Below are 25,534 nucleotides of genomic sequence, written 5' to 3' on the forward strand. Positions count from 1 at the left end.
TTCTAAAAATATAGTTTGTCCACTATTTGAATATAATCAATTCGTGGATGATAGCCAAGCGGAATGAGATGACCGTGTCGTTCGATTTCCGCTTTTGTCATCGATTTTCGCCCACCTTGTTGCTTGCGCTCCCAATATTCAAGGAGGTGATGTGCGTCGAGTAAATACGTTTCATCGAGCGTCGTAAAACGCAAAATCACGAAGCAAATCGCTCCGTGGGCTAATACTTGCTTCATATGTTCGATTTGATGTTCATGAAAATTTTGAAGTGGAAACGATGTACGATTCCGCGTTTCCTTCGCTTCAAAGTCGATATATTTCCCACGGTATATGCCATTATAGTCCGTCGTGGACGGTTGTTTAAAGTACGCTTCTTTAATGACAGCAGCGCTTCGCTTCGGGTAATCGACGCGTACAATTTGTATTGGCGTTGGCTTTTTATGAATGACAGCAATACCTTGAGCTAAGTAGTAGGCGTTTGTTTCATTTACATCCGCCTCGAGCGTCATTCCGCGATTCCCATGCGTATCAGAAGCAGAGGCGTGCAACGTCTGTTCATTTTCTTTTTTTTCATACGCTCGCCCATTCGGATATTTAAACATATCATCCCCCCTTGAATGTTCAACATTATACCATATGTTTCGTCCGTTCGTCATTTTCGTGAAAATTAGAAAAAGCGAGCATATTCGCTCGCTTCTTTTCCTTATGTAGAAGGACGGTCCGGGCCTTCTAGCTTTTTGTCGCCAAAGCCTGTCGCTTCTTTTTGCTTTGGCTTTTGTTTTTTTGGTTGCTCTTTTTTTGCCATCGGATTTCCTCCTTTCTTCGTTTTATTTTGGCCGATCATGTCAAAAACATACGAATACATTTGTCGAATTCTGTACACACAACACTTTGTTTGCCGAATTTCTTCTAGTTTTGTCAAGTGAGAAGGGAAGAGGTAGTGGATGGAGAATATGTATGGCAAAGGACGAAAGGGGAGTTGGAGGATGGAGCATATTCAAATGCAACTACAACAGTTGTTTGATGAAATTGAACAGTTAGAAAATAAATTAAAAGAGCGTACGGCAGAACAAATGGCTACGCATTACGATATGCAGCAAGACAGTTTACAGGCGATCGAACGTCAACTCGATAATATTGAACGACGAATCGAAAAAAAAGAAACGTACATGTTCGTTCCTGCGATATAAAAAGGTGGCATAGCAGCCACCTTTTATTCTTTTACTCGTTCAATTGTCACCGGGCGATGCTCTTCGCTTCCTACCGGTTCAATAGCGTAGTCAACGACTTCCTGCCGTTTTGCTGCAACTTGTGCGCCATGTTTTGGCTTCTCGCTTTCATGCCCTTTTTTCTTATGATGAAAATGAACACCTCGACCCATTTTCACAGATGCCTCCTTTGTCATGCTAACGTCTTACTTAGCATGGCACAAAAGGGAACTAATCATTCAATGCTTCCTGAATATTGCTCGACTCGCTCATCATCGGGTTTGTATGCTCCAAGCGCCTCTAAATCACGAACGAGATGGCGGTATGCGCCGAGTGGCAATTCGTTGCGCAAGTAAAGTTGACGCGCAAAATCAAGCAGTTCGTTCGCATCGATCGGTTCATATTGCTTTGTCGCAATAAATTTGTTTTTTAATTCAATGATTGTCATAATTATTCCCTCCCCCTTTTCCATTTATCATAACATAAAAAAAGACGACATGCTAAATTCAAAAAATTGAGAATTTCGACATTGATTGACATGATTAGTTACGAACCATTTTACCTCAAGCGAATACGATGTAATGAAAGGAGATGAAAACATATGTATCAATCGTGGCCTACGATGCAAATGCCACATATTCCACCAGTGAACTATTATCCATACTATTCTCAACCGGTGTCGTTTCCAACTCAGCCAGTCGTTCCCCCTGTTGCACCATCGATGTCTCCATTCACTCCGCCAGCGGCTTCTCCTTTTGTACCGCCGATGCCTCCATTCGTTCCTGCCCCGAAACCGCCAAGCTTGCTTGAGCAGTTTAAAACAAAAGAGGGAACGTATGACATCACAAAAATGATGAATACGATGGGGCAGGCGGTGCAAGTGATGAACCAGATGAGCGGTCTTGTAAAAGCACTAACGCAAACGTTTAAATTGTAACGTTTGCGTTTTTTCGTGTATTTATTCGATGGGGATAAATGTTTTTCTCTGTGGAAGACGAATGATCAGTTTGCCATCTTGAAATGATGCTTGAATGTCTGATTCAGCAACAGGATAAGGAAGGAAAATAGATTTTGTTGCTCGTTCGTATGTGCGTTGGCGATGAATGATTTTCTTTTCGTCATCAATCGTTTCCGTCTGTTCATCGTAAACGACCGACAATAACAGGCGTGTATCGTCTATGAATTGCAAATGAATACCGTCACGTTTCGCGTTTGGAATATGGGCAATGATGACGTATTCCTCATTCGTTTCACGCACATCAATCGGAATATAAACAGGTGAAAGTGCACGATGAACATATGCATCGAGCGTATGCAATAATTTTTTTAACGAACGATCATCAAAAAACGAATCAAGCATATGAGACAAATCTTTTTTCACCAACATTCACTCCTTATGACATACGTTTGTTCATAATATATGCAGGAAAAAAGTAAATCGTGCGCGAAACTTTTTATGTCGTCATTCGTAAATACGTAAAAGAGATGAGAAAGGAAGAGGTCGCATGCATAAAAAACCGAAGCAAAACAAGCGTTCTAATGTAAAAAGCATCGTCAACAAATATAAAGAAAAAGGAATGAATATTAGCTTATGTAAGCCACGTTCAGCTATTAAATGGCTTTTTGTGCAAAATAGTTGCCTTTTTCCACGTATATGATACAATGAAACTAAAGTTCATATATGTCAAGAGACGAAGAGAGACCATACATGCATAATAAGCAAAACTTATTGTGCCTGTTTTGGTCTCTTTTTGTTTTTACAAGGAGGAATGATGATGTTTTCAGCAAAAAGACGACTGCAAATGATAGAAGAAATGAGCCAAACGACGTACGATGTGCTGATTATTGGCGGGGGAATTACCGGCTGTGGCATTGCGCTCGATGCAGCGACGCGCGGCATGAAAACAGCGCTCATTGAGATGCAAGATTTCGCGGCTGGAACATCGAGTCGTTCAACGAAGCTCGTTCATGGGGGCTTACGTTACTTAAAACAGTTTGAAGTGAAAATGGTTGCAGAAGTCGGGAAAGAGCGAGCCATCGTATATGAAAACGGTCCTCATGTGACGACGCCGGAATGGATGTTATTGCCGATTCATCGCGGCGGCACGTTCGGGAAATGGAGCACGTCGATTGGATTATGGGTATATGATCATTTAGCACGCGTTAAAAAAGAAGAGCGGCGAACGATGTTATCCGCGCATGAAACGTTACAAAAAGAACCATTAATTAAACAAGATGGACTGCTCGGTGGCGGGTATTATGTTGAGTATCGCACAGATGATGCACGTTTGACGATTGAAGTTATTAAAAAAGCAGTAGAATGCGGGGCGCATGCTGTCAACTACGTGAAGGCGGAGTCGTTTTTGTACGATAAAAACGGGCGCATCCATGGCGTGATGTGTCGCGAGCAAACGACAGGAAAAACATTTACGATCTATGCGAAAAAAATAGTGAATGCAGCAGGTCCATGGGTCGATGTACTGCGTGAAAAAGACGGCTCACATGTCGGAAAAAAATTGCGTTTAACAAAAGGCGTACACATCGTCATCGACCAAGCACATTTTCCGCTTAAGCAAGCGGTATATTTTGATACGCCTGACGGTCGGATGGTATTTGCCATTCCGCGTGAAGGAAAAACGTACGTGGGAACAACAGATACGTTTTACGAAGGAGACCGCGCTCATCCGAAAATGACGCGTGAAGATCGCGACTATTTATTACGTGCCATTCATTACATGTTTCCGTCCGTTCATTTGACGGAACAACAAATTGAATCAAGCTGGGCTGGAATTCGTCCGCTCATTTATGAAGAAGGGAAAGATCCGTCTGAAATTTCCCGCAAAGACGAAGTTTGGCAATCCCCGTCTGGTCTCATTACGATTGCGGGAGGAAAGTTAACTGGCTATCGCAAAATGGCGGAAACGGTTGTTGACCTTATTGCTAAACAGTTAGATGGGGCGTATCCGCCTTGCCGAACGAAACATTTACCAATTTCTGGTGGAGACGTCGGTGGTGCGAGCCGGTGGCATACGTTTCTATCCGAAAAAGTAGCTGAAGGGCTTGCTTACGGGTTTACAGAAAAAGAAGCAAAACAGCTCGTGCAGCGATACGGTACGAATGTTGATCGTTTATTTGCATTAGCTCGTACGTATGATCCTAATAACGTATCGCTACCGCTCGATTGGTATGTGATGTGCATCTATGCGCTCGAACACGAAATGACCGTTACGCCACTTGACTTTTTCATTCGACGTACCGGAGCGCTCTTTTTTGACATCGCTGCGGTTCGCCAGCTAAAAGAAGCGGTCATTGCATTTATGCAATCATATTTCAATTGGACAGAAGAAGAACGAAACCGATATGAACAACAAGTAAACATGGCGCTTCATGATGCCGTCATTCCTTGTGATGAAGCGTAACGTTAGGCGGGGGATCCCGCCTTTTCTATTTCTTCCAACCTTTCTATAATGCGTCGTTTACGATAAAACATTGCACCTGCTTCAGCAATGTCGTGAATCATCGTTTGATTTGTCCATGCTCCAAATAACATTCCTACAATCGGAACGGATTGAAACAACTTTTTCCAACCGTACTGGTCGCGAAACGCCCAAACGATTTCGCGCCATCCTTGTAATTGTGACATCGTTTGTCGTTCATTTTTTGCTGTCCATTCATTTAATATCGCTTGCTTGCCAACGACGTCAGCAAGCGCAAATTGTAAACATTTGACGATAAACAATCGTTCTTCTTTTTCATGTGGATCAAATCCGTATACGATCGCAATTTCTTGCAACGTTTTTAAAGCGGTGCCTAAAACAACAGCAATATCGAGAAGCAACGTAAACGCTCCACCCAATCCTGTCGTTGCCCCTTGATACATCGCAAACGTTTTACGTTTCGCAATTAATGTTTCACACGCTTCATTCATCCGTTGTAAAGGAATCGAACGAACAGCGTGTAGCGTTGGCACTCCATAAAACGTTGATAAAACGGCTTCTTTATTTACTAAATATTGTCCGCCTGTTTGAATATATTGGCCAAGCTCATCAAGCAATTGCGCCATTTTTTTATGTATCCACGCCGGGGTCAATCGATCAAGTAAAGCAAAAGGCAAACGGCTTATTTTTTCCCAAAACCAAATGCGCTTTTGTTCTTTTTCCCATTGTTCAATAAGATGAAGTTGCTCGATTAAAAACGATTTGTCATCCATTTCTTTCACCCCATGCATACATACGTGTGAACCGCATAAAAGTTTCAAAAAAACACCGGCGATCGTGCCGGTGTCAATGAAATTGTACGTCAATTCGTTTTTTCTCATCAGCCTGCGCTTTCGGGATACGAATTTCAAGTACACCATTTTTATATGATGCTTGAACATGTTCATGTGCGGCAGGGGAGGGAAGAGGAATGGTACGATGAAACCGCCCATAAAACCGCTCTTGCCGATGCATATGTTCATCGTGTACGTCGTGTTGTCGGCGCACGTGTCCGCTAATCGATAACGTTTGATGATCGATATGAATATCGACGTCTTCTTTTCGCTCTAGCCCCGGAATGTCGCACGTCACAATCATTTCTTTTTCATTTTCATGCACATCGACGCGAGGCATACGAAACACACCATCTACGTGCGAAAAAAGGGAAGGAAAGCTAGAAAACATACGTTCTACATCTCGTCGCATCACATCTAATGAACGAAACGGATCCATCGAAAAACCTCCTCGTATTATATTCGCTACGTATTTTGTGCAAATGACGAGATATTATACAAAAAACTTGCCTTAGCGGGAAGGCAAGTTTTCAAGCTGTTGTACGTATAAACGGACGAGTTCGTATTGTTGTTTCGCATCGAGCGATGATGACGCAATGCGCTTGAGCGCCAATGAAAATTTTTCGTAAGGCGATTTTCTCAAACGAGGATGTGTCATTTCATCTAATAAATCGCGGCGAATCGCATCGTATAGGACAGTTTCTGCATTGTTTTCTGTAGCAGGCAACGAACGGTGTGACCATAATGATCGATATGCTTCTAATAGCTCCACGAAAACCCTCCTCAGTCAATACGTTTAATCGTTTCTGCCATTTGCAAAAACGGATCTAACCCATCAGCTTGCTGAACGAAAATGGTGAGTCGCATCGGCGTTCCGCTCTTTACAACAAATACATATACTTCTCCATCTGTAATGGCACTTTTATATACGTCCGCTCCGTTTAAAAGCGTTCCTTTTGTCCACGTTACTTTTTCGACTGTGCCGTCTTTACTGCTTGCCTTTACGTACTGTTCTGCTTGTTCCTCGATTAACGACCAGTCCGCACCATCATCAATAAGTTCTACTGTCATCGATGCTTTTTCTTCGTCGAGAAAAATCATATCTTTGCCCGGTTCGACCGCTTCGGCTTGATAACCGTTTAAAATGTTTGCTTGAAACGGCTGATTGCTACTTTTGTATGTGAAAAATGATTCGTTCGGTTGTTCACTCGTTTCCGTTTCGGTCCGTTGAATCGTTTTTGCCATCGTCATAAAGCGGTCAAGCCAATTATCTTCTTTTTTCGTAAACACCGTTAAAAACATCGGTGCATCTTCTGTTACGCCAATAATATATACGACACTATTATCGACAGATGCTTCGTATACAATAGCATCTTCAAACGGCAATGTCCCTTCAAACGGAGTAGCTTCCTCAGAGACAGCCATAGCCCGTTCTTTTGCGTACGTTTCCATTTGCTCTTTCGCCTCTTTTGGCAAAAGTTCAATGCGCATCCATTGCTCTTGCTCACTTTCATGCATGACGACATCTTTTCCTGGCTCTTCTGCCTCTAAACTAAACTTCGGTAATAATGAAATCGTAAACAGTTGATTTGTACTTTCAACAAGTGTCAATTCAAGCGGTGCCGGTGCTTGTTTTTTTTGCTCTTTATTTTCAATAGGCTGTTTTGCTGGCGCAGTTGTTTGTTCGTTGCAAGCGGAAAGCAATGTAACAGCCGCAACGATGCTAATAAGTAACTTCGACCGTTGTTTCATATTTGTCGCTCCTTTAATTGTTTTTACTTTTATTGTCGTATAGTTTTACGTTTCATGCAAGTATTCCTTTTTATACACGACCGTTCGATTTCGTCCTTGTTGTTTCGCTTCATTTGTGGCAAGCTATGCGAACGAAAAAAAATGTTGCGGACAAACGCCGCAACATTTTTAAATCGAAATGACCCATTCACCGTTTCGCATAATCGGTTCGCGCACACCGTCTTTTGTAACCCCATCGACATTTAATTCATGCGAACCGATCATAAAATCTTCATGCACTAAACTATCGTTCGCGCCACGTGCAAGCAACTCCTCTGTGCGCATATTCGTTCCGCCTTCAATATTTGTTGGATATGCTTTGCCAAGCGCTAAATGCGAGGCAGCATTTTCATCAAATAACGTATTATAAAAAACAAGATTCGATTGAGAAATCGGGGAGCGATGCGGGACGAGCGCAATTTCTCCTAGTCGGCGTGCGCCTTCGTCTGTATCAAGCAAATGTTTCAATGTATCGTAACCGACTTCTGCTGTAAAATCAACGACTTTTCCATCTTTAAATGTAAGCGTAAAGCCATCAATAATATTTCCACCGTAGTTAAGCGGTTTTGTATTGCGCACAACGCCGTTCGTTCCATCTTTATGAGGCATCGTAAATACTTCTTCGGTTGGTATGTTTGGATTAAATATAATGCCATCTGTGCTCTTCGCTGCACCACCAGCCCAAATATGTCCATCTGGAAGCTCCACCGTTAAATTTGTTCCTGGCCCGTTATAAATGAGCTGTTTATATTGCTTATTGTTTAAATAATCGACAATGCGCGCTAATTTTTCGTTATGCGTTTTCCATGCCGCAATCGGATCGTCTTGATCTACGCGTGTCACTTGGAAAATAACGTCCCATAATTTTGCGATCGCTTCGTCTTCATTCATATTCGGAAATACTTTTTTCGCCCATGCTGGCGTCGGCACAGCAATTAACGACCAACAGTTATGATCGGCCATTAGGCGACTGCGATAATGTTGTAGCGCAAGGCTTGCTGCTTTCGTTGCTGCTGCGACACGCGCAGGGTCAATATCTTTTAATAAGTCTGGATTCGGTGCATAAATGCTTAAAAACGCCCCACCTTTTTCAGCGACTTCCTCACGCCCTTTCGCAAGCCATGTCGGATATTCATGAAGCGCTTCTTCTGGTGCGTGTTTAAATTTTATGTACGTGATCTCTTCATCGCTCCACTCGACATGCACATGTTTTGCTCCCGCTTCGTACGCTTTTTTAGCAATTTCGCGCACAAGTGGGGCAGACGGTAACGGTGCGTTAATAAACAACGTTTGTCCTGGTTGAATGTTAACCCCAACACGTACAGCTAATTGTGCGTATTTTTCCAATTGTTTTTCTAACATGCTATATACCTCCTGATTGCTATTTTCAGCATAATGCCATTGTAACAAACTGTTGCTTATTGTGCCAACGTTTCCCGCAGTGATATGATGAGAAAAAGGGGGAGCATTATGGGAGATCAGCAGTTACTATATGTAGAAGGCATGTTTATTTGTGCCCATGAACGAACGGTTGATGTACAAGTCAAAGGAGAGACGCTCACATTTACGACGACAGAACGGCTTATCGGCTTTTGTGCTGGAGATGATGTTGGCGTCGCTTTCTGTGAAATTAGTGACGAAAAAAAACTCATTTCCATTGAACGACAAGACGGCCCACCGCTTTCGTATGTGAATGGTGAATGGTTTGCTGAAATTATATTTATCGATTCGATCGATGCGACGACGTTTTTATTTGATTTATATCGTTCACCTTATCGTGATCATGAACGAATGATGACAAACGGACCGTTTTCGTGCGAGCGTGGAACGATCATGACCGTTTTGTTTATTCGGCAAGATGGAAAAAATATATTAAAGAAGGTTGTGAGCGCATGAATGTTGTCATTGCACCGGATTCATTTAAAGGAAGTTTATTAGCGAGCGAAGTGTGCACCATTATAAAAGAAGCGTTTCGCTGTGAATATCCGGAAGCGACCGTCATCGCTGTTCCGATGGCAGACGGGGGAGAAGGGACGATGGAAGCGATCGTTTCAGCGATGAATGGATTCTTTCAACCGGTAACGGCCCACGGCCCACTTTTTGATATGCAACAAGCAGCATATGGTGTTGTCGGTGATACAGCGGTCATTGAAGTAGCACAAGTCATCGGCTTGCCGCTCGTTCCAAACGAAAAAAGAAATCCGCTCCATACGACAACGTACGGTGTAGGTGAAGTGATCATAGCAGCGCTTGATGCGGGGTATCGCCGTTTCGTCATTGGGCTTGGCGGAAGTAGTACAAATGATGGTGGGTTCGGCATGTTATGTGCGCTCGGTGCGACGTTTACGAACGCTAAAGGGGAACCATTGCCTCCGGTCCCGTCTTCTTTGCCACAAATCGCTCATGTCAATATGACATCGCTTGATCGACGCCTGCATGAAAGCGAGTTTCTTATCGCATGTGATGTCGATAATCCGCTTTGTGGAGAGCGAGGAGCATCGTACGTATTTGGACCGCAAAAAGGAGCGAATGATGAAGTGGTTCGTATATTGGATCGATGGCTATATACGTATGCGCAAACAATCGAACAGCAAATTGGTCGTTCATATGCACGTGAGCGCGGAGCTGGTGCGGCAGGAGGTTTAGGTTTTGCCTTTTTATTGCTTGGAGGGAAATTAATTTCCGGGGCAAAACTTGTTGGTGAAACGGTGCAACTGCCGCAAAAAATCAAACATGCTCACATTGTCATTACTGGAGAAGGACAAAGCGACGAGCAAACGTTATATGGAAAAGTACCATTTTATGTCGCACAATTAGCGAACGAATATGACGTCCCTGCTTTTTTATTGTCAGGCAGTCTCGGCGATGGGTTTGAAAAGCTCTACGCATATTTTGTTAGCTGTGATGCGATTGCGACAAAACCGATGACGGTAGAACAATGCATGCAATCAGCTTCTACGCTCTTATATGCGAAAGCACGGAACATTGCTCGTACACTCAAGCGGTTTTCCTAGTCGAAAACCGCTTCATTAATGCTTAGTTTACTTTTATTAAACATTGTTCTAAATAAACAAATAAAAAGAAAAAAAAACACATTTTTAACTTCCCTCAGAATGAAGTTGGTTTTTTCATAAAAAAATAATTGACAATGATAATCAATTCATGTAAATTACAATGTGTATTGATATTAATTCTCAATATCGATTAGTTGGCTACATGTTCGAGGGGGTAAACATATGTCACGGTTGTATACAGAGCAACTTTCGATCGGATATGGAGAACGCGTCATTGTTGATCGGTTAACTGTACATATTCCAGATGAAAAAATAACGACGATTATCGGACCAAACGGTTGCGGAAAATCGACGCTCTTAAAAGCGATGACGCGCATTATTCGTCATCAAGAGGGAGCGGTCATTTTAGACGGGAAACAAATTTCGCAAGAGCATACGAAATTGCTGGCGCAAAAAATGGCCATTTTACCGCAAACGCCGGAAAGTCCGGGGGGATTGACGGTTGGTGAGCTCGTTTCTTACGGACGGTTCCCATACCAAAAAGGATTCGGTCGGCTAACGAAGCGCGACTATGAAGTTATTGATTGGGCGCTTGAAGTGACCGGAACGATCGAATTTAAACATCGCTCCGTTGACTCGCTATCAGGTGGTCAAAGACAACGCGTCTGGATTGCGATGGCGCTTGCGCAAGAGACTGATATCATTTTTTTAGATGAACCGACAACATATTTAGATATGGCTCATCAATTAGAAGTGCTCGAATTACTCCAGCGTCTCAACCTAGAACAACAACGCACGATCGTCATGGTGCTACATGATTTAAATCAAGCGGCTCGGTTTGCTGATTATATGATTGCGATGAAAGACGGAAAAATTGTTCAAGCAGGAACGTGCGAACAAGTGATGACGCGAGATGTATTACGAAAAGTGTTTCATATTGACGCGGAAATCGGTCGTGACCCTCGAACAAACAAACCGATGTGTATCACATATCATTTAATAAAAGGAGATGCAGAACATGTTGAAGAAGCGAATGATGTCCATTCTTCTTTTGTTCGTCCTCATCTTGAGTGCGTGCGGTAACCAAGCAGCAGAAAAAGAACAAGAAAAGGAAGCAAAAGAAAAGAACGAACCAAAAACAATGACATATCAATCTGAAACAGGCCCAGTCGAAGTGCCTACGAATCCGAAGCGCGTTGTTGTTTTATCGTCATTTTTAGCAGGTAGTGTGATGGCGTTAGATGTGCCAATTGTTGGTGTTGATTCTTGGGCAAAAATGAACCCTCGTTATGAGCCATATTTAAAAGATGCAAAAGAAGTAACAGATGAAAGTTTAGAACAAATTATCGAGCTTGAGCCAGATTTAATTATCGCTGCGTCAACAAACAAAAACTTAGATAAATTAAAAGAAATTGCTCCAACTGTCACGTACACGTACGGAAAAGTGGATTACTTAACACAACATTTGGAAATTGGAAAACTATTAAATAAAGAAGAAGAAGCGAAACAATGGATCGATGACTTTAAAAAGCGCGCTCAACAAGCCGGTGAAGAAATTCGTGCGAAAATTGGTGAAAATGCAACCGTTTCGGTCATTGAAAACTTCGATAAACAATTGTACGTATTCGGCAATAACTGGGGTCGTGGTACAGAAATTTTATATCAAGAAATGAAATTAAAAATGCCGAAAGCCGTTGAAGAACATGCATTGAAAGACGGATACTATGCGATTTCCCTTGAAGTGCTTCCACAATTTGCTGGAGACTATGTCATCTTCAGCAAAAACGCAGATGGTGACCTTTCATTTACAGAAACAGAAACATACAAAAATATTCCAGCTGTAAAAAATAATCGTGTTTTTGAAGCGAATGCGAAAGAATTTTACTTTAACGACCCAATTACATTAGAATATCAGCTTGAATTTTTCAAAAAGCACTTTTTAGGTGAGTAATATAAAGAAAGAGGAGTTCGTCGTGAATTCCTCTTTCTTTATGTAAATAGAAAAGAGAGGATGCGTATGCTGAAAAAATTTTTGCTCGCTTTCATTGTATTCATTGCGACATTTGTTTGCGCGATTGTCATCGGGGCAGCAGAAACGACAGTGAAAGACATATGGCTAGCGATCACAGCACCAGAGACAAATAAAGTGGCAATGATGATTCGCGAAGTTCGCCTACCACGTGAATTCGCAGCTGTCGTCGTAGGTGCAGCCTTGGCTGTCGCTGGCGCCATTATGCAAGGGATGACGCGCAACCCACTTGCAGATCCGGGACTTATTGGACTAACGGCAGGAGCGAATGCGGCTTTAGCGATCGTGTTTGCTTTTTTTCCTTCTACAAACTATATACAAACGGTGCTCGCTTGTTTTGCTGGTGCTGCGTTCGGAGGCTTGCTCGTTTTTAGCGTGGGCGGTAAACAATTTTCACCGTTTCGGATTGTACTAGCCGGCGCTGCCATTTCTACTTTTTTATACGCTGTTTCAGAAGCATTAGGTCTCATATATAAAGTATCGAAAGACGTATCGATGTGGACGGCTGGCGGCATGATGGGAACGACATGGCATGAATTGAAAATCGTTACCCCGTTCATTTGTTTCGCGATGCTTATTGCTTTTTGGCAAAGCCGACAATTAACGATTTTAAGCATGAGTGAAGGAGTAGCTGTCGGACTTGGTCAACAACTGACGCGTGTGAAAATGATTCTTTTTTTCATCGTTATTGTACTAGCTGGTGCGTCCGTTGCGCTCGTTGGCAATTTAGCATTTGTCGGTTTAATGATTCCGCATCTTGTCCGTTCGTTTGTTGGAACGGATTATCGATTTATTTTGCCAATGAGTGCGATCGGCGGTGCGACATTTATGTTATTTGCAGATACAGTCGCACGAATGATTCACGCACCGTACGAGACGCCCGTTGTCGCTGTTGTGGCTGTCATGGGGCTTCCGTTTTTTCTTTTCATCGTGCGTAAAGGAGAGAAAATGCTATGATCGTACCTCAGTTACGAAAAAAACAGCGTATCATTTTGCTCGTTCTATTTATGTTCATCTGCATAACGGCCATCATCAGCATGGGAACAGGCTATTCTTCTTTATCTTTCGACCGTCTCATTCCGGTGCTTTTAGGTGACGGGACGTTTAAAGAGCAATTCATTTTGTTTTCGATTCGTTTGCCACGCATCGTTATTACGTTGCTTGCAGGTGTGGCATTAGCGTTGTCTGGTGCCATTTTACAAGTTGTGATGCGCAACGATTTAGCCGATCCAGGTGTTATCGGTATAAATGCGGGCGCAGGTGTTGGTGTCGCCTTGTTCTTTTTATTTGTTCCGATTCAGGCACAATCATTTGCTTACCTTATTCCGCTCGTCGCTTTTTGCAGTGCTCTCCTTACAGCGATTCTCATCTATACGTTGTCGTACAATAAACAAATAGGACTTCAACCGATTCGCCTCGTGTTAATCGGAATCGGTTTTGCTACGGCGTTTTCGGGATTGATGATCGTTCTTATTTCAGGAGCAGATCGTACGAGAGTCGATTTTATTGCAAAATGGTTAGCCGGAGGTATTTGGGGGCTCGATTGGGCGTTCGTTCTCGCATTGTTGCCGTGGCTCATCATTCTCGTTCCGTTCGTTTTATATAAAGCTCATCGCTTGAATGCTTTGCAATTGAATGATCCTGTGGCCATTGGCATCGGCGTATCGCTCGATCGTGAACGACTCGTTTTACTATTGACGGCGGTGGCGCTTGCCGCATCGGCCGTTTCCGTCACCGGCGGTATCGCATTTGTCGGTTTAATGGCCCCACATATTGCTCGGGCGCTTGTTGGTCCTCGAAACGAGTTAAGTTTACCTGTGACGATGCTGATGGGTGGTGCGTTATTGTTGCTTGCTGATACGATTGGGCGCAATTTAATTGAACCAGATGGCCTCCCTGCTGGTGTCATCGTGTCGATCATCGGTGCTCCTTATTTTGTTTATTTATTATGGAAAAAGAAATAAACGTATGATACGATAAATGTAAACTTTTATTTTTTATAGGTTTACAAAAAAGGGGAGAGGTATGTTGTGGGAGGAATTGCAAATACATATCGAACAACTTGCGGAAAAAGCGCAAAAACGAACGTTGATTCAGGCAGAAAGCGACGGATGTTTTATACATATCGATGGCCGTCACTTATTTAATTTTTCATCGAATAACTATTTAGGTTTTGCACATGACGAACGGCTTATTCACGCTAGCATGGAAGCCACAAGACGATACGGTGTAGGAGCAACGGCTTCACGCCTTGTTGTTGGCAACCATCCGCTATATGAACAAGCAGAAGATGCGCTCGTTCGTTGGAAAGGGTGTGAAGCTGCACTCATCGTCAATAGCGGATACACAGCAAACGTCGGCATTCTTTCTTCCCTAGCAGGACGGGATGCGGTCATTTTTAGCGATAAATGGAACCATGCCAGCATTGTAGATGGTGCGATTTTAAGCCGAGCGGAAGTGAAACGCTATCGCCATGCGGACGTGGATCATTTAGAAACGCTATTAAAAAAAGCCGAAAGACATAAACGAAAAATTATTGTGACGGACACGATTTTCAGCATGGACGGGGACGTTGCCCCGCTACGCGAACTCGTCGCGTTAAAAGAAACATACGGTGCGATGCTTGTCGTTGATGAAGCACATGCGAGCGGTATATATGGAGAAAAAGGGCAAGGAATGGCTCACGAACACGAGATTGCTGAACAGATTGACGTACATATGGGAACGTTCAGTAAAGCGCTCGGTGCATACGGGGCATATGTGGCGGGAAAGCGAGTCGTTATTGATTATTTCATTAATACGATGCGTCCATTTATTTTCACAACCGCATTACCTCCAAGCGTGCTCGGCACCATTTGTACAGCTATTGAGATCGTACAACAAGAACGATCATTGCGCCATCATTTACATGCGTTAAGTGATTATTTTCGCACGCATCTGCAACAGGCGGGATTCGATATTGGTCAAAGCACGACGCATATTGTGCCAATTATCGTTGGCGATAACGAACGAGCGCTTGCTTTTAGCGTCCGCTTGCGTGAACGTGGCATTGTTGCGGTTGCGATTCGTCCACCAACGGTACCAGACGGCACGGCGCGCCTTCGTTTCTCACTTATGGCGACGATGACAAAAGAGCAACTCGATTGGGCGCTTGCTGAAATTACCGCAGTCGGAAAAGAAATGGGGCTGATCGTATGAACATATTGTTATTGCCGGGATGGGGAATGAAAGGAGAAGTGTTTACTCCGCTTATTCAAGCTCTCCAGCCAAGCCATGTTACCGTCGTCGCATGGGAGCATATGCATGATGTCAATCATTTTTTAGCGAAAGCAAAAGACGCTTTAACCGTCCCGTCGATTGTGATCGGTTGGTCGCTTGGCTCGCTCGTTGCTTTACAGCTCGCTATGCATGAACATGTGCAAGCGCTCGTATGCATCGGAGGGACGAGCCGGTTTACGATGACAGACGATTATCCGATCGGCTGGCATGCACGCGTTGTGGAACGAATGAAGACACAATTAATGCGCCAACCGGAAAAAACAATACAATCATTTATTGATATGTTATGGGGCGAGGAAGAAGCGCAACCGTTCCGTTATATGCATCATCATATCCCAGACTTGTTGCTAGGATTAGATTACTTATTAACGACAGACGTACGGGATCAGTTACAACAAATCGATGTACCACTCCTACTCATTCATGGAGAGCGTGATCGCATTTGTCCACCGCAAGCCGCTCAATATGTATATGAACGAACCAATCATTGTACGTTCATGCTTATGCCAAATGTCGGGCACGCCCCGCACGTCACACAGCCAAGCACGTGTGCCCATTACATTCAAACGTGGTTAGGCGGTGGAAAAAATGATTGATAAACAATTGATGCAAAAACGATTTAGCGAACGAGCAACGACATACGATCAGTTTGCGAACGTCCAAAAAAAGATGGCCCATGAATTAATAAAACGCATCGATCATCCACCTAAAACGATTTTAGAAATTGGCTGTGGTACGGGATATTTAACGAAACTGTTACATGACGCTTATCCGCAGGCAAAACTTACAGCAGTTGATATCGCTCCAGGCATGATTGAAAAAGCGAAACAAAGGCTAAATGATGCACCAATTACATGGCTGTGCGCAGACATTGAAGAAGCTGAGTTACATGAAACGTACGATCTCATTATTTCTAACGCGACGTTTCAATGGCTTATGACTCCAAAACAAACGATCGCCAAACTCGCCAAACAACGAAACGAAAGAGGACAACTTCTTTTTTCAACATTTGGCGACCGAACGTTTCACGAGTTGCACACCTCATTTGCGTATGCGCTCGCCATTCAACAAATTGACGAGCCGCTTCGCATCGGCCCATCGTTTCCGACGTTTTCCGAGTGGCTCGCTATGCATATTCGAGCGCGTGGACACGAACAGTTTGAAGTTGAATATTTTCCATCTGTACGTGACTTCTTCTTATCACTTCGTCACATCGGTGCAACAAATAGCACGTCGGGTCGCTATTGCCAACGACCATCTGTCTTCAAAACAATGATGCATGAATATGAACAACGTTTTTCGGAACAAGGACTGATTCGCGCAACATATCATTGCATTTTTATTGACATCACTTAGGTGGTGTCATATTTTTTCCGTAAAAAATTTCATCCATTTCGACGCGCAATTTATGTGTAATCGTATCTGCTTCTTCTTTTGTCAGTTCATCTTTTGACAGCTCAAACAAATAGCTATCTAAATCAAACTCACGCAATTTGCACTTCGTATGGAAAATATGTTCTTGATACACGTTTACATCAATCATATCGTATTGTTTGCGAATGTCATCGGGGATGTAGTTTTGAATGGATGTAATATCGTGATCAATAAATAACTTTTTTCCTGAAGTGTCGCGTGTAAATCCTCGTACACGATAGTCGATAATCATAATATCGGTTTCAAATGAGCGAATTAAATAATCAAGCGCCTTTAACGGTGAAATTTCTCCACACGTTGCAACATCAATATCAGCCCGAAACGTGCTAATTCCGTCGTTCGGATGATATTCTGGATATGTATGTACTGTAATATGGCTTTTGTCGAGCGCACAAACGACCGCTTGTGGCACAGGCGGTTCTTCTTTCGGCACTTCAATCGGTCCTTCTGATATAAGCATTGTGACGCTAGCCCCTTGAGGAACATAATCTTGCTTGGCGATATTCAAAATGTGCGCTCCAATCATATCCGCCACGTTTTTTAAAATGTTCGTCAACCGTTCCGCATTATACACTTCGTCAATGTATGAAATATACGCTTCCCGTTCGCTTGCGCTTGTCGTGTAACAAATGTCGTACATATTAAAACTAAGCGATTTCGTTAAGTTATTAAATCCGTGAAGTTTCATTATAAACCTCCCTTTCTTATGTATGCTGTTTATTATGTTGTCGATTTGTGAGGATTTGTATGTATGGCGAGAGGAAGGAAAAGATGAGGGAGAGGAATATGAGAAAGTGGGCTTTATTTTCTATGTTTATCTATTTCCTTTTATCCCTACAATAATGCCCTTGAGACAGTTTTTTATTTCAAAGGAGTGGGTAATATTGTAAAATAGAAAGAGATGAACAAGAAAAGGAGAGGATACGATGCCTGTTTATAATAAATTGGTTCGAGATTTGATTCCTAAAATTATTGAAGAAGCAGGGAAGACATTTACAACGCGAACATTAAGTGATGAGGAATATCGCCAAGAACTGCGAAAAAAAGCGTTTGAGGAATTAGAGGAATATATGAATGCACCAGATGATGTTACAGCGGTCGAAGAGCTAGCTGATTTATTGGAAATTATTCATGCGCTCGCTGCATGCCATGGAGCGACGATCGAACAAGTCGAAGCGGTTCGGGCATCGAAAGCGGAAAAGCGAGGGGGGTTTAAAGAGAAAATTTTCTTAATTGAGGTACACGATGAGTAAAGTCGAGTTTATTAAACGTCATTTGATCGAAAAGCTAAACGAGTATATCGAAACATCTTCAACAATTTATATTTTAACGTCGTTTGTGATGAAGTCGGGCGTGGAGGTCATAAAAGAACCGCTCCAACGTGCAGCGGAGCGGGGAGCCGATATTAAAATTTGCGCTGGTGATTATTTATATGTCACACAACCAGAAGCTTTGCGTCAACTTATAGCGATCCATCCGAACATTGAAGTTCGGTTATGGAAAAGTGACGGCGTTTCTTTCCATCCGAAAGCGTATTTATTTGAGAATGAAGATGATGGATATTTTATTATCGGTTCATCGAATTTATCCCGTTCAGCGTTAACAAGCGGTGTAGAATGGAATATTGGCGTGCCTAAATGCGTGGAAGAAAGTGTATTTGCTCAGGTGATGAATGAGTTTTTAACTCTTTTTTATGCGGAACAAACGGTACAAGTAAACGCCGAAACGTTAAAGCAATATGAACAACAATATGACGATTATCATCAACGTCATACGAACCTCGTGCGACAATGGACGAAGCTAGAGGAAGTGGAATTGACGATTCCTATCGCAATGACAGAAAAGATGGAAGTCATTCACGATGAACAAGCATCATACGGAGTCATTCGACCGCGTTTTGCGCAAGTGGAAGCACTCGCCCAGCTAGAAGCAACGTACGAAGAAGGATACGATCGCGCGATGGTCGTTATGGCAACAGGGCTAGGTAAAACGTATTTAGCTGCTTTTTTCGCCCGAAAGTTTCAAAGAGTGCTATTTGTAGCGCACCGGGAAGAAATTTTGCATCAAGCGAAGCGGTCGTTTGTGCAAGTTATGCCAGAGAAAACGTTCGGCATTTACGACGGTAAAATAAAAGAACGGCAAGCCGATGTCGTCTTTGCGTCGATTTTTACGTTAAGCATGAAAAAACATTTAGAAATATTTGCAAAAGACGCATTTGACCTTATTGTGATTGACGAATTTCACCATGCCGCCGCGAAGTCATACGAGCGTGTGCTTTCTTATTTCCAACCGAAATTTTTACTTGGCATTACCGCGACGCCTGATCGTAATGACTATAAAGACGTATACGCGCTTTGCGACGGAAATGTGGCGTACCGTATTGATTTTATCGAAGCGGTACAGCGCGGGTGGCTTGCGCCATTTCACTATTATGGCGTATATGACGATACAGATTATACGAAAATCGCTTGGCGCGGCAACCACTACGATGAAGAACAACTATTGCAAGCACAACTTCGTCACGAAATGGCAGAAAATATTTTGCGAGCTTGGGAGAAATATAAGCAAACGAAAACGCTCGTGTTTTGTTCTTCCATTCGCCAAGCAGATTTTTTAGCTGATTATTTTAATAACCACGGTTATCGAGCGATTAGTTTGCATTCCAAACAAATACATATCACGCGCACGAAAGCGATTGAACTACTCGAAAAAGGCGAATTAGACGCGATTTTCACCGTCGATTTATTTAACGAAGGCGTCGATATTCCAGCGGTTGATACGCTATTATTCGTCCGTCCGACCGAGTCATTAACGATTTTCACCCAACAAGTCGGGCGCGGCTTGCGTCTTCATCCAGAAAAACAATATTGCGTCATTATCGACTTAATCGGAAACTATCGCAATGCCGATGTGAAACTCGCCTTATTCGATACGCAAAAAGAAGAAAGAAAAAAACAAAAGTCTGTGATCCCTGTTGCCCCTGACGGATGTGTTGTCGATTTTGATGTTCGTGTCGTTCACTTATTAGAAGAAATGCGCAGAAAACGCCAACCACGCAAAGAAAAATTATTAGTAGACTATTACGACGTAAAACAACAGCTCGGCCGCCGTCCGACGTACTTGGAACTTCATTTGCATGGACGAAGTGAAGCAAAAGAATACAGGGACGAATTCAAATCGTACGTCGGCTTTCTTTACTGGGCAGATGAATTGTCCGAGCGGGAAAAAGAAGTGTTTTTAAAGTACGAATCATGGCTTATCGAAGTCGAGCGAACAGTGATGACAAAAAGCTACAAAATGGTCGTCTTGCAGGCGATGTTAAACCGAGGGACGTCACGTTGGCATTTGCCAATCACGCCAGCCGAAGCCGCACCGTTTTTCCATCAATATTTAACGGAAAAAGAATACCGAAAGCGCATCGATTTCTCTGATGGGGAAACGAAGCGCTTATGGCAATACGACGAGCAAAAAGTCGCCAAACTCATTGCCAAAATGCCGATGACGAAATGGAGCGGCAGTTCCAATGGGCTTGTTTCGTTTGAAAATAACGTCTTCTCGCTCAACTTCTCCATCGCGCCAGAAGACGAACACATGCTATACGAATGGACGCAACAGATTTGCGAATATCGGTTGCATGTGTACTTTGAGAGGAGGGGTGGGGGGGAGCAAGAAATCTCGAAATAAAAAAGCGAAGGGGATGGACGTCCATGGTTTCAATTCTTGGGAACTTACGCCGTTCAATTTGTAGAGAAACGTTCAAACGACAAGACAAAGTTGTTCTTGATATTATTAACACAGTCATTCATTGGGAATGTTACTATACATGTACAGAAAGAGAACTGTTTCCGATCAAAGACGAAGGGTCGCTTCGGAAGATAATCGCGACGTATGAGTTTTTTTGGGGGAGTAATGCCGTCTGTAAGGCTTAATCGATTTTATATATACATCCAAATTGACATTTTAACCTCTGGTTCACGCAGCACACCCGATGCGGCGTAATAACTCATCTGGATGCTGTAAGACGTATTGTTCAAAACGAGTAATCGACTGGGCGATGTCCTTTTGATCTTTATGCAGGACGTTGGCGATGACTTCATCTTTCAGCCACGTCCATAACCGTTCAATCGGATTCAAATGTGGGGAATACGGTGGCAGAAAAATAAAGTGAAAGGCGTTGCCTTCCTCTCCATCAAGAAAGGCTTGCACCATGTTGGCATGATGAATACGCGCATTGTCCAACACAAGCACGATAAATCGATCGGAATATTTTTCTTTCAACAGGCGCAAAAAGTCAAGGAACGTTTCGGCATGGGCGGATGATGCGCGATGAAACACGACATCGCCTTGTCGCACGTCGACGGTATTAAAAATGGACACGTGGGCATGGTGACCGTAGCCTGGCACTTGTTTTTGATTCCCTACTTCTGCCCATGTCGTACGAAGTGCTTGATATGCGCGAACATGCGTCTCATCGACATGAAGAAGAATGATTTCTTTCGTGATTCGTTTTTTTTATAAACTCGAGTTCTTTTTCAGAGGCTGCTTGAAGCACTGGATCGCCTTGGACAAGTTTATAAGTGGGACGTGTCCATGACAAACGAAGACGATGCAATAACTTGCGAATGCCTTCTCGTGACATCGAAACGCCATAAGTTTGTTGGATGTAAGATTGCAATATACGTGTGTTCCATGACGAAGAAATGCCCCACCCGACATCCACAGGGGTGGTAGTTAATATCAGTTGTCTGATTTCCTGTTGTTGTTCTTCCGTAAGAAATGGCACGCGACCAGGTGGCAAGCGGCGATCGAGTAAATGATCGAGCCCACCTTCATTAAAACGTGCAACGTAGATGGCAACGGATTGACGGCACAGATTGACCATTTTTGCGACGTCTTTGCCAAGATACCCTTCTATGACGAGGCGAACGGCAGTTACCCGAACACGAAGCGAAGCATCTTTGATTTTCCGTTCTTGTTTCCGAAGGGTTCGAGGTGTCCAACCGTGATCATTTGTAATTTTAAGACGTTTCATGTCATTTCCGCTCCTTTTATACGTGGGTATTTAGGAGCAGTATAACCATGGAAAAGGGTGTTCATACAGAAGTTATAACTTTAAAGTGCATGTATATAAGTAAAAGATTTGTCTGGGAAGGAGCAATACCGAATGATGAAAGGGGATTTTTTATGAAACCAGGGGCAAAGAAACTGCTTGAATACTTAAAGAGTCACAAAGAGCTCAAGTTATCAGACCTTAAAACAATAGGGAATTTCTGGACAGAAAAGGCGATTAAACGGTTTGTGGAGGAGTACAGTGATGTTTTTGTCATAGAAAATGAGAAAGTGAAACTTAAAGATATACAAATCTCACAGTCTCCTATAGATATGAGCGAGTACGTTAAGATGCGTTCGATCATTCTTTCAGAACTAGAAAAATTCCTTGTTGGTCCGTTTGAAGAAAATGAAACGCTAGGTCGAAAAAAGACACCGATGGCTCTTTATTTAACAGGGAAGCTTGTTCCATTTGGTTCAACGTCGGATGTTTTAAATGAAGAAGAAAATCATATTGAAACTAAACAATTGCTAGAAGATGAGGCGATGGATGAAGTACTAATTCATCGACACGTATTTCGCCCATCGTCCATGGGGTTTAGTTTTAAAATGAAATCCCTAACAGATATAAAAGTACAAATCAGTTGGGGAATGTACGATGATAAAGAGCATACCCGAACTCAATTGCAAGAAGAATGGAAGTTCGTCCCGGAAAACCGGACATATGAGGCAAAAAATGAGCCGGCTCGCGTACGTTGCAAGGTAAAATATCATGACGGTTTATATCACGTTAGCTTGTTTTTAATGAACAGCTATGAACGGGACTCATATCCCAAACAAAGCGAAATTATGTTTCAAACAAAAATGGTTGTAGAGATCCCAAAAGAGAATATCGCCGTATTTTCTTCGAAAGCAGACGTGAATCATTATGAAGATGAGCTATTATATGGCCGTCATTCTCATGAGTATGCCGTCGGTCATGGGGTCGGTGTTGATTGGAAAGAGAGCGATAGTTACATTATCATTGAGAGCAAATGGCTTCCATTTTATGAGTTGCCTGCAGTGGAACATCGATCTTTTTCAGATGTTCGCTTTTCCATGAAAGAATTGAGCGAAATGGATGAAAAAGGGCTACAGGCAACATTGTCTTTCATTCCTAACCAATACGAAAAATGGCTGAACGAACAAAAAAAGCATATTTCATCATTACCGAGCCATCTAAAAGAAGTAGCGAAGAGAAATGTTCGAGAGATTGAGAAAATAATTAAGCGGATTCGAGAGGGAATTAGCCTAATTACAAGTAACGCATGTGTGAGAGAAGCGTTTCGGTTTGCGAATAAAGTTATGGTGACTCAACAAGCTCATTCGAAGGTAGCTTTGCATTATCGTAGTTTCCAAGAAAGAATACAGCCGAAATATACGGGAGAATGGCGACTGTTCCAAATAGCATTTCTATTAATGAACATTGCTGGAATGGTTGATCCAAATCACGAAGATCGGGAAGTGGTTGATTTAATTTGGTTTCCGACGGGGGGAGGAAAGACAGAAGCATATCTAGGGCTGGCGGCATTCACCATGGGATATCGTCGCTTGATAGGGAAATCAGATTGTCCAGAAACGTATGCGGGAGTTACCATATTTATGCGTTATACGTTACGTTTATTGACGACACAACAATTTCAGAGGGCCGCAGTTATGATTTGTGCAGCGGAACTCATTCGGCAAAAAGAGCCTGAAAAATATGGGGTAGAACCGTTTCGTATTGGGCTTTGGATCGGACAGTCCTCATCACCTAATACATATGAGGATGCCATCGAGAAAATGAAACAAATAAAAGAAGGAAACGAAATATTGGAAGGAAATCCGATGCAGCTGACGCACTGTCCATGGTGCGGAACAGAGTTGACAGCGGAAGACTATTATGTTGATAACCATAAGCAAGTGATTCGCTGTCATTATCATAAATGTCCTTTTTCAGAGGATAGTGGAATTCCAGCTCTAACGATTGATGAGGCTATTTATCAATACGTCCCTACCATTCTCATCGGGACGGTTGATAAAATTGCACAAATTGCTTGGAAAAAAGATATGTATGAGCTGTTTGGATATAAAAACTATTATAGTTTTGGAAACGGTTTTATTTTTTCAGAAACTAATAGACGTGGATATAGAAAGATTCACTGTTTGAAGCCACCAGAACTCATTATTCAGGACGAGCTTCATTTGATTTCTGGTCCATTAGGATCTTTAACAGGTTTGTACGAATTAGCAATTGACTATTTGTGCCAGCACGAAGGAAAAGGACCGAAGATTGTTGCCTCTACAGCTACTATTCGTGGGGCGAATGAACAAATTCAGCGTCTTTACGGCCGAAAGGCGAGTCAGTTTCCTTTACCTGTGTTAAAGGCTAGCGATAATTTTGTATCATACGAAGTCCCTACACAACAAAAACCAGGTCGGTTATATGTTGGTATTTGCGCACCAGGAGTTAGTGGGAAAATTCATACGGTTCATGTTTATGCAGCACTAATGGCAATTAGCGAGAAGTTCAAAGGAAACGCGATTGACCCATATTGGACGATTCTAGGGTATTTTAATACCGTAAAAGAACTAGCTGGTACAACGATGTTATTTAAAGATGAGATTCCGGTTCGATTAAAACTGTTGAATGAAGAACTTGCGCAAAGAGATCTCTATGTGGAAGAAATGACGAGTCGAAGAAAGGCACGAGAAATACCAAGTTTATTGTCGTTAATGGAAAAAACGCATAAAGAAAAAGGGGCACTTAATGCTGTGCTTGCAACGAATATGATTTCTGTAGGTGTCGATGTTAATCGCCTCGGAGTAATGGTTGTACACGGGCAGCCAAAAACAACATCGGAATATATTCAAGCAACAAGTCGTGTTGGTCGGATGTATCCTGGTCTCGTATTAACGTTGTTCAATTCCTTGCGTTCGCGTGATTTATCGCATTATGAAAGATTTCGATCGTATCATAGTTCGATTTATCGTTTTGTAGAGCCTACGAGTGTTACGCCATTTGCGTACGGTAGCCTTCAGAGAGGATTAACTGGTGTGTTAGTTGGCTCTATACGTCAAGGTATACCAGCCATTAGCAAAGAACAAAGCGCGAAGTGTTTTGAAAGAAATGAAGAGGTAGAAAAGATTAAGCAGTTCCTAATGAAACGAGCGATGCAGACAGGTGAGATTTCAGAAATAGAATTTGAAAGAAACATGGAGGATATTTTGCAATGGTGGATTGAAATGACCAATAAACACGAGAGACTTTCTTACCAAAAATCAAATTACAATCGCATACCTTACTTGTTAAAAGCATTTGGAAACGAAAACGATCCGCAAGATGCTAGACCTGCTATGCATTCGCTACGAAGTGTAGAAACAGAAATTAAAGTAGTTAAATGGAAGGAAAAAAAGTAACCAAAATTTAATTTATTGAGGG

29 protein-coding genes are annotated in these 25,534 nt (G+C 42.6%); 16 read left to right on the plus strand and 13 right to left on the minus strand.

Annotated features, from left to right (window positions below):
* Positions 1-2: 2 nt before the first annotated feature.
* A complete protein-coding gene (recU, locus tag NSQ23_RS06645; protein ID WP_339173865.1) occupies positions 3-602 on the minus strand; it encodes a Holliday junction resolvase RecU in 600 nt (199 codons plus the stop codon).
* Positions 603-703: 101 nt separating this feature from the next.
* The gene (locus tag NSQ23_RS06650; protein ID WP_339173867.1) at positions 704-805 is read right to left on the minus strand and encodes a spore protein; all 102 of its coding nucleotides are present in this window, start codon (positions 803-805) and stop codon (positions 704-706) included.
* A gap of 181 nt (positions 806-986) precedes the next feature.
* On the opposite strand from NSQ23_RS06650, the gene NSQ23_RS06655 reads away from it, so the two are divergent.
* Entirely contained in the window at positions 987-1,190 is a 204-nt protein-coding gene (locus tag NSQ23_RS06655; protein WP_339173869.1) for a hypothetical protein, read from the plus strand.
* A gap of 23 nt (positions 1,191-1,213) precedes the next feature.
* Here the strand turns inward: NSQ23_RS06655 and NSQ23_RS06660 are convergent, their stop codons facing one another.
* Entirely contained in the window at positions 1,214-1,381 is a 168-nt protein-coding gene (locus NSQ23_RS06660; protein ID WP_339173872.1) for a hypothetical protein, read from the minus strand.
* Positions 1,382-1,443: 62 nt separating this feature from the next.
* The gene (locus NSQ23_RS06665) at positions 1,444-1,656 is read right to left on the minus strand and encodes a YppF family protein (RefSeq protein WP_012574773.1); all 213 of its coding nucleotides are present in this window, start codon (positions 1,654-1,656) and stop codon (positions 1,444-1,446) included.
* A gap of 153 nt (positions 1,657-1,809) precedes the next feature.
* Between NSQ23_RS06665 and NSQ23_RS06670 the strand changes: the two genes are divergently transcribed.
* Positions 1,810-2,145 (plus strand): YppG family protein, encoded by a 336-nt coding sequence (locus NSQ23_RS06670; RefSeq protein ID WP_339173877.1) that lies wholly within the window; start codon positions 1,810-1,812, stop codon positions 2,143-2,145.
* A gap of 21 nt (positions 2,146-2,166) precedes the next feature.
* On the opposite strand, the gene NSQ23_RS06675 is transcribed toward NSQ23_RS06670, so the two are convergent.
* Positions 2,167-2,595: an Hsp20 family protein gene (locus NSQ23_RS06675; RefSeq protein ID WP_339173880.1), complete on the minus strand. Its 429-nt coding sequence runs from the start codon at positions 2,593-2,595 to the stop codon at positions 2,167-2,169.
* A 385-nt stretch (positions 2,596-2,980) separates the two neighbouring features.
* On the opposite strand from NSQ23_RS06675, the gene NSQ23_RS06680 reads away from it, so the two are divergent.
* The gene (locus NSQ23_RS06680; protein WP_339174318.1) at positions 2,981-4,627 is read left to right on the plus strand and encodes an FAD-dependent oxidoreductase; all 1,647 of its coding nucleotides are present in this window, start codon (positions 2,981-2,983) and stop codon (positions 4,625-4,627) included.
* A gap of 2 nt (positions 4,628-4,629) precedes the next feature.
* On the opposite strand, the gene NSQ23_RS06685 is transcribed toward NSQ23_RS06680, so the two are convergent.
* From NSQ23_RS06685 to NSQ23_RS06705, 5 genes are all read right to left on the minus strand, one after another.
* Entirely contained in the window at positions 4,630-5,418 is a 789-nt protein-coding gene (locus NSQ23_RS06685) for an EcsC family protein (protein WP_004889954.1), read from the minus strand.
* A gap of 73 nt (positions 5,419-5,491) precedes the next feature.
* On the minus strand, positions 5,492-5,917 hold the full coding sequence (locus tag NSQ23_RS06690; protein ID WP_004889956.1) for an Hsp20/alpha crystallin family protein: 426 nt from the start codon (positions 5,915-5,917) through the stop codon (positions 5,492-5,494).
* A gap of 72 nt (positions 5,918-5,989) precedes the next feature.
* Positions 5,990-6,250 carry a hypothetical protein gene (locus NSQ23_RS06695; protein WP_004889959.1) on the minus strand — a complete coding sequence of 87 codons (261 nt, stop codon included), beginning with the start codon at positions 6,248-6,250 and terminating at the stop codon, positions 5,990-5,992.
* An 11-nt stretch (positions 6,251-6,261) separates the two neighbouring features.
* Positions 6,262-7,230, minus strand: coding sequence for a hypothetical protein (locus tag NSQ23_RS06700; RefSeq protein WP_339173886.1), 969 nt, complete (start codon positions 7,228-7,230; stop codon positions 6,262-6,264).
* Between the two features lie 168 nt (positions 7,231-7,398).
* Positions 7,399-8,631: an aminopeptidase gene (locus tag NSQ23_RS06705; protein WP_339173889.1), complete on the minus strand. Its 1,233-nt coding sequence runs from the start codon at positions 8,629-8,631 to the stop codon at positions 7,399-7,401.
* 108 nt (positions 8,632-8,739) lie between these two features.
* Between NSQ23_RS06705 and NSQ23_RS06710 the strand changes: the two genes are divergently transcribed.
* The 9 genes from NSQ23_RS06710 to bioC all read left to right on the plus strand — a co-directional run bounded on the left by NSQ23_RS06710 (position 8,740) and on the right by bioC (position 16,947).
* Positions 8,740-9,165: a hypothetical protein gene (locus NSQ23_RS06710; RefSeq protein ID WP_339173891.1), complete on the plus strand. Its 426-nt coding sequence runs from the start codon at positions 8,740-8,742 to the stop codon at positions 9,163-9,165.
* A complete protein-coding gene (locus NSQ23_RS06715; protein ID WP_339173893.1) occupies positions 9,162-10,283 on the plus strand; it encodes a glycerate kinase in 1,122 nt (373 codons plus the stop codon). The genes NSQ23_RS06710 and NSQ23_RS06715 overlap by 4 nt, the downstream gene beginning before the upstream one ends.
* A gap of 222 nt (positions 10,284-10,505) precedes the next feature.
* On the plus strand, positions 10,506-11,366 hold the full coding sequence (locus tag NSQ23_RS06720) for an ABC transporter ATP-binding protein (RefSeq protein ID WP_339173895.1): 861 nt from the start codon (positions 10,506-10,508) through the stop codon (positions 11,364-11,366).
* The gene (locus NSQ23_RS06725) at positions 11,305-12,234 is read left to right on the plus strand and encodes an iron-hydroxamate ABC transporter substrate-binding protein (protein ID WP_192951822.1); all 930 of its coding nucleotides are present in this window, start codon (positions 11,305-11,307) and stop codon (positions 12,232-12,234) included. Before NSQ23_RS06720 ends, NSQ23_RS06725 begins: the two co-directional genes overlap by 62 nt.
* Positions 12,235-12,294: 60 nt before the next feature.
* Positions 12,295-13,269, plus strand: a complete 975-nt coding sequence (locus tag NSQ23_RS06730) for an iron ABC transporter permease (RefSeq protein WP_339173897.1) — start codon at positions 12,295-12,297, stop codon at positions 13,267-13,269.
* The gene (locus NSQ23_RS06735; protein ID WP_064214297.1) at positions 13,266-14,276 is read left to right on the plus strand and encodes an iron ABC transporter permease; all 1,011 of its coding nucleotides are present in this window, start codon (positions 13,266-13,268) and stop codon (positions 14,274-14,276) included. Before NSQ23_RS06730 ends, NSQ23_RS06735 begins: the two co-directional genes overlap by 4 nt.
* A 61-nt stretch (positions 14,277-14,337) precedes the next feature.
* Positions 14,338-15,510: an 8-amino-7-oxononanoate synthase gene (gene bioF / locus NSQ23_RS06740; protein WP_064214298.1), complete on the plus strand. Its 1,173-nt coding sequence runs from the start codon at positions 14,338-14,340 to the stop codon at positions 15,508-15,510.
* Positions 15,507-16,187 (plus strand): alpha/beta hydrolase, encoded by a 681-nt coding sequence (locus tag NSQ23_RS06745; protein ID WP_006319578.1) that lies wholly within the window; start codon positions 15,507-15,509, stop codon positions 16,185-16,187. The genes bioF and NSQ23_RS06745 overlap by 4 nt, the downstream gene beginning before the upstream one ends.
* A complete protein-coding gene (bioC, locus tag NSQ23_RS06750) occupies positions 16,180-16,947 on the plus strand; it encodes a malonyl-ACP O-methyltransferase BioC (RefSeq protein WP_004889989.1) in 768 nt (255 codons plus the stop codon). The genes NSQ23_RS06745 and bioC overlap by 8 nt, the downstream gene beginning before the upstream one ends.
* Here the strand turns inward: bioC and speD are convergent.
* Positions 16,940-17,713, minus strand: coding sequence for an adenosylmethionine decarboxylase (gene speD / locus NSQ23_RS06755; protein WP_339173904.1), 774 nt, complete (start codon positions 17,711-17,713; stop codon positions 16,940-16,942). The genes bioC and speD overlap by 8 nt on opposite strands.
* A gap of 238 nt (positions 17,714-17,951) precedes the next feature.
* On the opposite strand from speD, the gene NSQ23_RS06760 reads away from it, so the two are divergent.
* The 3 genes from NSQ23_RS06760 to NSQ23_RS06770 are packed head-to-tail and all read left to right on the plus strand — an operon-like array spanning position 17,952 to position 20,954.
* The gene (locus NSQ23_RS06760; RefSeq protein ID WP_339173907.1) at positions 17,952-18,278 is read left to right on the plus strand and encodes a nucleoside triphosphate pyrophosphohydrolase; all 327 of its coding nucleotides are present in this window, start codon (positions 17,952-17,954) and stop codon (positions 18,276-18,278) included.
* Complete coding sequence (locus NSQ23_RS06765; RefSeq protein WP_339173910.1) at positions 18,271-20,709, plus strand: DEAD/DEAH box helicase family protein; 2,439 nt, start codon at positions 18,271-18,273, stop codon at positions 20,707-20,709. Before NSQ23_RS06760 ends, NSQ23_RS06765 begins: the two co-directional genes overlap by 8 nt.
* 23 nt (positions 20,710-20,732) lie before the next feature.
* On the plus strand, positions 20,733-20,954 hold the full coding sequence (locus NSQ23_RS06770) for a hypothetical protein (RefSeq protein WP_064220557.1): 222 nt from the start codon (positions 20,733-20,735) through the stop codon (positions 20,952-20,954).
* 43 nt (positions 20,955-20,997) lie between these two features.
* Here NSQ23_RS06770 and NSQ23_RS06775 read toward each other — a convergent pair whose 3' ends face one another.
* Together NSQ23_RS06775 and NSQ23_RS06780 are read right to left on the minus strand one after the other, a co-directional pair.
* Positions 20,998-21,528: an IS630 family transposase gene (locus tag NSQ23_RS06775; protein WP_339174323.1), complete on the minus strand. Its 531-nt coding sequence runs from the start codon at positions 21,526-21,528 to the stop codon at positions 20,998-21,000.
* Positions 21,494-22,057, minus strand: coding sequence for a winged helix-turn-helix domain-containing protein (locus tag NSQ23_RS06780; RefSeq protein ID WP_339173913.1), 564 nt, complete (start codon positions 22,055-22,057; stop codon positions 21,494-21,496). Before NSQ23_RS06780 ends, NSQ23_RS06775 begins: the two co-directional genes overlap by 35 nt.
* 368 nt (positions 22,058-22,425) lie before the next feature.
* Here NSQ23_RS06780 and drmA point away from each other — a divergent pair, with 368 nt between their 5' ends.
* Positions 22,426-25,512, plus strand: coding sequence for a DISARM system helicase DrmA (gene drmA / locus NSQ23_RS06785; protein ID WP_241736765.1), 3,087 nt, complete (start codon positions 22,426-22,428; stop codon positions 25,510-25,512).
* The last annotated feature ends 22 nt before the right edge of the window (positions 25,513-25,534 follow it).

This window comes from Anoxybacillus sp. FSL W8-1294 (assembly GCF_037965005.1).
Lineage (GTDB): Bacteria > Bacillota > Bacilli > Bacillales > Anoxybacillaceae > Anoxybacillus > Anoxybacillus flavithermus_G.

Bases quoted from the DNA above. Each gene is read 5' to 3' on its own strand.
- NSQ23_RS06735 (WP_064214297.1), top strand. From the start codon at position 13,266: ATGATCGTACCTCAGTTACGAAAAAAACAGCGTATCATTTTGCTCGTT.
- NSQ23_RS06655 (WP_339173869.1), top strand. From the start codon at position 987: ATGGAGCATATTCAAATGCAACTACAACAGTTGTTTGATGAAATTGAA.
- bioC (WP_004889989.1), top strand. From the start codon at position 16,180: ATGATTGATAAACAATTGATGCAAAAACGATTTAGCGAACGAGCAACG.
- speD (WP_339173904.1), bottom strand. From the start codon at position 17,713: ATGAAACTTCACGGATTTAATAACTTAACGAAATCGCTTAGTTTTAAT.
- NSQ23_RS06650 (WP_339173867.1), bottom strand. From the start codon at position 805: ATGGCAAAAAAAGAGCAACCAAAAAAACAAAAGCCAAAGCAAAAAGAA.
- NSQ23_RS06710 (WP_339173891.1), top strand. From the start codon at position 8,740: ATGGGAGATCAGCAGTTACTATATGTAGAAGGCATGTTTATTTGTGCC.
- NSQ23_RS06700 (WP_339173886.1), bottom strand. From the start codon at position 7,230: ATGAAACAACGGTCGAAGTTACTTATTAGCATCGTTGCGGCTGTTACA.
- NSQ23_RS06730 (WP_339173897.1), top strand. From the start codon at position 12,295: ATGCGTATGCTGAAAAAATTTTTGCTCGCTTTCATTGTATTCATTGCG.
- NSQ23_RS06665 (WP_012574773.1), bottom strand. From the start codon at position 1,656: ATGACAATCATTGAATTAAAAAACAAATTTATTGCGACAAAGCAATAT.
- NSQ23_RS06770 (WP_064220557.1), top strand. From the start codon at position 20,733: ATGGTTTCAATTCTTGGGAACTTACGCCGTTCAATTTGTAGAGAAACG.
- recU (WP_339173865.1), bottom strand. From the start codon at position 602: ATGTTTAAATATCCGAATGGGCGAGCGTATGAAAAAAAAGAAAATGAA.
- NSQ23_RS06660 (WP_339173872.1), bottom strand. From the start codon at position 1,381: ATGGGTCGAGGTGTTCATTTTCATCATAAGAAAAAAGGGCATGAAAGC.
- NSQ23_RS06690 (WP_004889956.1), bottom strand. From the start codon at position 5,917: ATGGATCCGTTTCGTTCATTAGATGTGATGCGACGAGATGTAGAACGT.
- NSQ23_RS06670 (WP_339173877.1), top strand. From the start codon at position 1,810: ATGTATCAATCGTGGCCTACGATGCAAATGCCACATATTCCACCAGTG.
- NSQ23_RS06715 (WP_339173893.1), top strand. From the start codon at position 9,162: ATGAATGTTGTCATTGCACCGGATTCATTTAAAGGAAGTTTATTAGCG.
- bioF (WP_064214298.1), top strand. From the start codon at position 14,338: ATGTTGTGGGAGGAATTGCAAATACATATCGAACAACTTGCGGAAAAA.
- drmA (WP_241736765.1), top strand. From the start codon at position 22,426: ATGCGTTCGATCATTCTTTCAGAACTAGAAAAATTCCTTGTTGGTCCG.
- NSQ23_RS06720 (WP_339173895.1), top strand. From the start codon at position 10,506: ATGTCACGGTTGTATACAGAGCAACTTTCGATCGGATATGGAGAACGC.
- NSQ23_RS06680 (WP_339174318.1), top strand. From the start codon at position 2,981: ATGATGTTTTCAGCAAAAAGACGACTGCAAATGATAGAAGAAATGAGC.
- NSQ23_RS06745 (WP_006319578.1), top strand. From the start codon at position 15,507: ATGAACATATTGTTATTGCCGGGATGGGGAATGAAAGGAGAAGTGTTT.
- NSQ23_RS06765 (WP_339173910.1), top strand. From the start codon at position 18,271: ATGAGTAAAGTCGAGTTTATTAAACGTCATTTGATCGAAAAGCTAAAC.
- NSQ23_RS06780 (WP_339173913.1), bottom strand. From the start codon at position 22,057: ATGAAACGTCTTAAAATTACAAATGATCACGGTTGGACACCTCGAACC.
- NSQ23_RS06760 (WP_339173907.1), top strand. From the start codon at position 17,952: ATGCCTGTTTATAATAAATTGGTTCGAGATTTGATTCCTAAAATTATT.
- NSQ23_RS06705 (WP_339173889.1), bottom strand. From the start codon at position 8,631: ATGTTAGAAAAACAATTGGAAAAATACGCACAATTAGCTGTACGTGTT.
- NSQ23_RS06675 (WP_339173880.1), bottom strand. From the start codon at position 2,595: ATGTTGGTGAAAAAAGATTTGTCTCATATGCTTGATTCGTTTTTTGAT.
- NSQ23_RS06685 (WP_004889954.1), bottom strand. From the start codon at position 5,418: ATGGATGACAAATCGTTTTTAATCGAGCAACTTCATCTTATTGAACAA.